Here is a 7190-nt window from a genome sequence, read left to right on the forward strand (position 1 = left end):
GTGCCATAGGCATTGAAATACTGATAGTCTTCATCGCCATCGTTCTGGTGGCGGCAGTGAGCGCAGCGGTGCTGATACAGACCGTCGGCTTCCTGCAGCAGAAGGCAATGACAACGGGAAGGGAAACTACCAAGGAGGTTGCCAGTGGTATAAAGGTTGTTAAGGTGCTCGGAAATGTAACATCTCCGAGAACGAGCAGTGCTGTTGTGGACAAACTGGCAATATTCATAGAGGTTAACACAGGCGGTCATGATGTAGATCTTGCGGCTGCGAGAGTAATACTGTCAAACGAGACAAAGACCGTAACGCTTGCATACAATACAAGTCCAGCTGCCAAAGCGTTTGCAGATTACAAAGACACTGGGCTTGACAATCTGTTTGATAACACTGCGTGGACAAATCTTACCAACGCTTCCCTCGGTCACGATTCGACGAAGGAGTTCGGGATAATAGTGCTCCAAGATGAGGATGGCTCCCTCAGTCCAGACTACCCAGTCCTCAACCAGGGTGATAAAGTCATTCTGATCGTAGATGCAAACAGCGTCTTTGGAGGGCTTCCACCCAGAGAGAAAGTGAGCGGCGAGGTCAGGCCGGAATTCGGTGCACCGGGCATAATCGAGTTCACGACGCCACCGTCATACACGCAGGTGATAGTCGAGCTCCAGTAACTGCAACGATTTTCCCCAATTTTTTTGAGGTGATTTTTATGGGGTTCAATTTATTTAAAAAACTCAAAAAGAAGGAGGATGAGGAGGAGGTGGTCGAGGAGGAGTTCGAGGAGGAAGGGGTTGTCGAGGAGGAGCTTTCCGCGGATCAGGCTCAGGAGTCGCAGGAAGACGACATGATAATGAAGATGAACGAGAGGCTGAGCGAGATCGAGAATCGACTGCCGAGGATGGACATATCCATGAGCAACCTGAAGAAGGAGATTGACGGACTGAGAGACGAGATGAAGAAGATCGAGGAGTCGATGAAGGACATGATGGCCCTATACGAGGTCGTCTCGGCCCAGATAAATCCCTTCGTTGGGAGCTCGAAGGCAACGAAGCTCAGCTTTGAGAGAATCGACGAGCTCGAGAAGAAGATAGACGAGCTCGAGGACCTGATCCTCGACCTTCAGATGGATATCAGGATGATCTACAGGAATGCTGTCAACCTTAAGGATGTTGTGAATGAGGTCCTCTACGGGGAGGTGTTGAACGTTGAGTGATGACATCAGGAAGGTAATCTACCTCGACGAGATTCAGAGTGGTGGTGGGGAAAGTGAAGAGGAGGAGCAGAGGCAGAGCGAATCCAGGAAGAGCAAGTACCTGTCCGAGTCGGAGCTGAAAAACAAGCTCGAGAGCTACAAGGGGAGGATACCCTCTATAGTGATCAGGGACCTTTACGACCTCCTGAGGGGGAGGAGGGTGACGGAGGAGCAGGTGGAGAGGATAGTCCAGAACGTCGAGCAGAAGCTGAGGGACAGGATAGACATAGATGTCGCGGATCTCTACAGCAAGATAGACCGGCTGGAGAAGCTCATGGAGAAGCTGGCCAGAGGTGAGCTGGTCCAGCAGAAGAGCGAGGGAAACGGCTCTGTCGAACAGGATGCTAAGGTCGATGGCGCGTCAGTAGGCGAGCAGGAAGCCGGGCAGCAGAGCGGTTCGGCGATGGAAGAGGATGTTGCTGAGGTTAGGGGTTTTGAGGACCTTGTGAGTGGAGGTTTCGGAGGCGAGATCGTGAGAGCTGGTGAAAAGGCAGCGGTGGAGAAAGCTCCCGTCCATGCTCATCCTGCCATTCCGTTTGCGTCAGACTCTGTCCATCTGGACAGAATTCCCGCAAACACGAAGTCCATGATGTTTCTGCTGAAGTGGATAGAGTACATGATCGAGAGGGTGGGTTACAGCGGTCTCGAGGACGTGCTGGACTACTACGTGGACATAGGCTGGATCTCCGAGAGCGTGATGTTCGACATCCTCAGGTATGCGAAGGGCATCAGGCTCTACCACGAGAGCTCGGACTGGAGACCCGTCGGCTACATGAACGTCCAGGACCACATAATGTCCCTGCTGTTCATCGAGGCCCTTAAAACCGGCAGGATGAACAAGGAGATCCTTCACGAGGTGGAGAGACAGATATACAGGATAAAGAAGGGGGTCAGTGAGATAAATGGGCTTTAGCACCACGGCAGCGTTCACAATAATTTTTGTCTTCAGCCTCGCGGTATTCGGGATAATCTACAGCGTTGTGAGCGACACCGCCAAAACGTATGTGGGAGAGCTGAGGGAAAAAAAGGAGAGAATTGAGGCGGTTTCAAACACGAGGCTCGAGTTCGCGAGCGTTACTGCAGTTCAGGCCACCGCGTCATCGCACAACCTCACCGTGGTGCTCAGAAACACCGGAACAACGACCCTCAGCCTGGACAGGTTCGACCTGCTGGTCGACGGAGTAATGTACAGGTTCGACTACAACAGGACAAAGCTCTACCCTGAAACTGCGGTCGAGATCAGGGCCTACTACCTGCCCGGCGGTAACGCGACGCTCCACAGGCTTAAGGTTGTGGCCGACAATGGCTACGCCATATACACAACCTACGTGGTGACCTGACATGGGGTTCGGCGAAGTTGCGACGCACCTGATCATCTTCATAACCGCAGTGCTGATCGCATCCTCGGCGTCCGCCATGATGTTCATAACCGTTCAGAAGATAGCCATCGAGGCGAACGAGCAGGGTGAAAACCTCAAGAAGCTCGTTGGGACGGATTTCGAGGTAATAAACGATCCGGTTCAGGTGGTTTACAACTCCACGATTGGTGCGTACGTGATTTACATAAAGAACACCGGTACGGAAGAGCTGTACACCACGAACAGCACTCTGACTGTGCTGATAAACGGAACTGCCGCAGACTTCACGTCTGACCGGGTTTCGATAAAGCCGGGAGAGACCGCGACGCTCTACGTTTACACGCCCCAGCTCACGGGTGACGTGAGGCTCACGGTCATATCCGATGTTGGGGTGAAGAAGACCTTCGAGTTCCAGGGGTGATGGCCATGGTATCTCTCTACCCCGTGCAGATACCCAACGACGAGTTTCACAAGAAGCTCGGAGGTGGAATACCCAAGGGAACGCTCGGCATAATCTACGGGGAGAGCGGCAGCGGAAAGAGCATAGTCTGCCAGAGGATGGTGTACGGACTCATCAAAAACGGTGTTACCGTCACCTACCTTTCCACGCAGTTTACGACCGTCGATTTTGTAAAGCAGATGTCGAGTATAGGCTATTCTGTTGAGAAGGAAATTATAGCCGGAAGGCTGAAGTTCTTTCCCGTTTACCCACTCATCAGCCTCCCGAGAAAGAGGCAGGATTACGTTAACAGGCTCATTTCCGCAAAACACGTATTTGATGCGGACGTCATATTCATTGACTCACTCTCATCTCTCGTGAAGTTCGACCTCAATCCAGAGTCTGCCATAGAGCTGATGGCATTTCTGAAGAGAATTTCTGCCACCGGAAGGTCCGTCATCGCCACGATACTTCCCGGCGAGATTGACGATGATTCCCTGCTTGAGCTCGAGGCGGCCTCCACATTCCTCGCGGAGTGCTCGCTGAGGAAGTTCGGAACTGACGTCAAGAACATGATGACCATCAGGAAGTACAACCTCGCTCCCGGGCAGTACCAGAAGCAGATTGCCTTCAGGGTCGAGCCGGGGATTGGACTGGTGGTCGAGATCGCAGCGGTGGCGGAGCCATGAAAGCCGTTGTGAGCGACAGGCTTGACGTCGCGGTGAAGAGGAATCCGCACCTCAGGAGGTATCTCGACTCATTCAAGAGGAGAGAGGGCACCATACCGACCTTTGTCGTGCAGCTCACGAGGGAGATGAAGTCTCTCCCGAGGCCGAACATAATCTACCCCGTCGGTGACCCAGTTTTCATCCACATATACACCGACAGGGAGGGAAAGAAGCACTACATAGCCATAGAGCCGAGGCTTAGGAGGGATGAGGAGGACAAGTTCAACGCGGTCCTTGATGCAATGCTCGAGCTCGCTCCGTACGAACCTCCACCCGAAACTGACGAGGAGATGGAGAAACTCATAGACAGGCTGTTCGACAAGGTGGTTGAAACAACCTCTGTCAGGAAGGAGTACAAAAAGAAAAGCAGGTTTTCCCTGTCATTCTCCAAGATCCCGCTTACGAGGGAGGAGGCCTACAACTTTCGCTACCTGATTAAGCGTGAGGTCGTTGGCACGGGCCCCCTCGAGCCCCTGATAAGGGACCCCTACATCGAGGACATCCACGTGATTGGGCCGAGAAACACGCACGTCGTTCACAAGATATTCGACATGATGCCGACGAACATCGACTTCGGAGACGACATAAAAATGGCGGAGTTCCTGAAGAACCTCGGAGAGAGGATGGGAAGGCCTGTCAGCGAGAAGGATCCGATCGTCGACGGCTCCCTTCCTGATTGCAGCAGAATCAACATCATATACTCAACGGACGTCAGCCTGAAGGGGCCGTCCTTCACAATCAGAAAGTTCACGGCCGTTCCGATAAGCATAACGCAGCTCATAAACTGGGGAACGCTGAGCGCGGAAGTTGCCGCGTATCTCTGGCTCTGCTTAGAGTACGGGATGAGCATATGGGTGAGCGGAGAGACTGCGAGCGGTAAAACCACCACCCTGAATGCCATGATCCCGTTCATCAAACCTGACTCCAAGATTTACACGGCAGAGGATACTCCGGAAGTTCAGGTTCCGCACGCGGTCTGGCAGCAGCTCAACACGAGGGAGAGGGGTGAAGCTGGAAAGGTCGACCTGTTCGATTTGCTGAGAGCAGCACTGAGAAGCAGACCCAACTACATCATAGTCGGTGAGATCAGGGGTAAGGAGGGTTCCATCGCATTTCAGGCCATGCAGACCGGTCACCCTGTCCTCGCCACATTTCATGCAGGAAGCGTGAAGAAGCTCATCCAGCGTTTGACCGGCGACCCCATAAACGTGCCCATCACCTTCATCGACAACCTGAACGTTGCACTCATCCAGCAGGCGGTTTACAGGAAGGGGCAGTTTTTGAGGAGGTGTCTGGTTGTTGAGGAGATAGAGGGATACTACGAGGAGATAGGAGGTGTTGTTACGAGGTCGGTTTTCGAGTGGGACAGCGTGAATGACGAGCACATCTTCAGGGGGCTGTACAACAGCTACATCCTGGAGAACAAGATAGCCCAGACCGCTGGCTACGAGGATCCGAGAGAAATCTACAACGAGCTCGAGCTGAGGGCCAGGATCCTCAGCAGAATGGTCGAGGAGAAGATATTCGACTACTACGAGGTTGTGAAGGTGATCTGGAACTTCTACAAGAAGGGGATAGAGGGCCTTCCATTCAGGCTGTGATGGTCATGAACGTGAGGCACCTGGGAATAAACGTCGAGAGGTACATGAAATTCATACTCCTGCCGTCCTTAGTGGGAGCCCTCGTTCTCTTCCTCGTGATTTACTTCTTCCTTTACCCCGTGCTTGAGTTTCTCGGGATGTTCAGGGTGCTGCTGCTTCTCGTCCCGCTTTTCCTGCTCCTTCCTGCGATACTCTACATAAAGATGGTTGAAGTTAGAATGAAGAACGAGATAGACAGCAACATCCACTTCTACATCACACACATGGGTGCCCTCTCGACATCTGAGATTGACAGGAAGGAGCTCATGAAGATTCTCTCTGAGAGGAAGGAGTACAAGGCTCTCGCTGAATAGACGAGGAAAATCTTCCTTCTGATGGACAAGTGGAGGAGAAATCTTGCCCAGGCGTGCAGGTTCATCTCCAAGAGGACCCCCAGCAAGATCTTCTCGGACTTCCTGGACAGAATGGCTCACGAGCTCGACAGCGGAGAGGACTTCAAGGAGTTCATAAAGAGGGAGCAGAAGGTCGTGATGGAGGCTTTCGTCACGCTCTACAACGGGAGGATGTACAGCATCGACATCTTCAAGGAGATTTACGTTTCCATAATCCTGTCCCTCAGCTTCTTCGCGGCTTTTGCCATAATAATGCCGTTCCTCACTGGCATAAGCATAAGGTTCACGCTCTATCTGATAATGATATTCTTCATAATCGCCGAGATCGGAGTGATGGTATACCTGAAAGCGGTTGTTCCTGAAGATCCGCTCTGGCAGACTTCCGGGGAGTACACGATCGTCGACAGAAGGCTCTACAGGCTCTTTGCCGTTTCGATGGTGCTCTTTCTCGCCGCTTTCACGGTGCTGCTCTTTGCGAATTACGTGTACCACCTCATCGACATCCCGTTTACGTTTGTCATGGCAATCTCAATCCTTCCCCTGCTGATACCGGGTTACGCTGCGAGAAAGGAGGAAAAGCTGATAATGGAGAAGGACAGGAACGCCCCGTCCTTCATAATGAGCCTCGGAGCCTCCGCCTCAGCAAGGGGTGGAAACGTTCTCGAGAGTCTCAAGTACCTCACGACCCACGACTTCGGCGCGCTCACCGAAGACATCCGCGCCCTTTACAGGAGACTGAACTCGAGGATAAACAAGAGAAGGGCGTGGGAGAAGTTCGCCATCGCAACGAACAGCAACCTGATATACCGCTTCACCGACATGTTTGTCGAGGCCATATCTCTTGGAGCGGAGCCGATAGATGTTGCCGAGATTGTTGCGAGCAACTTCATAACCATTAACAACCTGAGGAAGAGGAGGGCTCAAACCACAGGCTCGTTCGTGGGAATTGCCTACGGAGTCATAATCGGCATATCCTTCGCCCTCTACATATCTTTCGGGGTTGTCGAGTCAATGAACGCGCTTTACTCGAATCTTCAGATTCCCTCCGATTTCGTCGGAAACATACTGCACACTGTTCCTGAGGAAGACCTCACGTTCGTTTCCAACCTGATTACGCTGCTCATGCTCCTCCACGCGATTCTCTCCACTTTTGCAATAAAGATCATGGACGGCGGGAGAATCATGGCCGGTCTTGTTCACACCGTTGGCATGATGTGGGTGGCAGCCATTAGCGGTTACGTCAGCCAGCTTGCGATCACGTCTCTGCTCAATGTCGGTGGTATTTGATCTTTTTATCGAATTGTATTTATTGTTTATTTTTTAAAGTCGTCATAAGTAAAATGACAAAATTTTTGTATTGTAACAATCATAGTGATGATGGAGGTGGGCACGCTAATGATTGCGTCACCGCACATTCTGACCA

At 52.2% G+C, this 7190-nt stretch carries 9 protein-coding genes; all 9 read left to right on the top strand.

Annotated elements, in window-relative coordinates; genetic code table 11:
* On the top strand, positions 1–668 hold a 668-nt coding region (locus ACXJJC_RS05330), incomplete at its 5' end, for a flagellin (RefSeq protein WP_456369931.1).
* A gap of 38 nt (positions 669–706) precedes the next feature.
* Positions 707–1210, top strand: coding sequence for a flagella accessory protein C (locus ACXJJC_RS05335; RefSeq protein WP_456369932.1), 504 nt, complete (start codon positions 707–709; stop codon positions 1208–1210).
* Positions 1203–2162, top strand: coding sequence for a FlaD/FlaE family flagellar protein (locus ACXJJC_RS05340; RefSeq protein WP_456369933.1), 960 nt, complete (start codon positions 1203–1205; stop codon positions 2160–2162). Before ACXJJC_RS05335 ends, ACXJJC_RS05340 begins: the two co-directional genes overlap by 8 nt.
* Entirely contained in the window at positions 2152–2589 is a 438-nt protein-coding gene (locus ACXJJC_RS05345) for a hypothetical protein (RefSeq protein WP_456369935.1), read from the top strand. Before ACXJJC_RS05340 ends, ACXJJC_RS05345 begins: the two co-directional genes overlap by 11 nt.
* 1 nt (position 2590) lies before the next feature.
* Positions 2591–3028, top strand: a complete 438-nt coding sequence (locus ACXJJC_RS05350; protein WP_456369936.1) for an archaellin family protein — start codon at positions 2591–2593, stop codon at positions 3026–3028.
* 5 nt (positions 3029–3033) lie between these two features.
* Positions 3034–3735 (top strand): archaellum protein ArlH, encoded by a 702-nt coding sequence (gene arlH, locus ACXJJC_RS05355; RefSeq protein ID WP_456369937.1) that lies wholly within the window; start codon positions 3034–3036, stop codon positions 3733–3735.
* A complete protein-coding gene (flaI, locus tag ACXJJC_RS05360; protein WP_456369939.1) occupies positions 3732–5375 on the top strand; it encodes an archaellum flagellar ATPase motor FlaI in 1644 nt (547 codons plus the stop codon). Before arlH ends, flaI begins: the two co-directional genes overlap by 4 nt.
* Positions 5376–5380: 5 nt before the next feature.
* On the top strand, positions 5381–5728 hold the full coding sequence (locus tag ACXJJC_RS05365; protein WP_456369940.1) for a hypothetical protein: 348 nt from the start codon (positions 5381–5383) through the stop codon (positions 5726–5728).
* 9 nt (positions 5729–5737) lie between these two features.
* Positions 5738–7054, top strand: a complete 1317-nt coding sequence (gene arlJ, locus ACXJJC_RS05370; RefSeq protein WP_503421139.1) for an archaellar assembly protein ArlJ/FlaJ — start codon at positions 5738–5740, stop codon at positions 7052–7054.
* Positions 7055–7190 lie beyond the last annotated feature (136 nt).

This window comes from Geoglobus sp. (assembly GCF_054018175.1).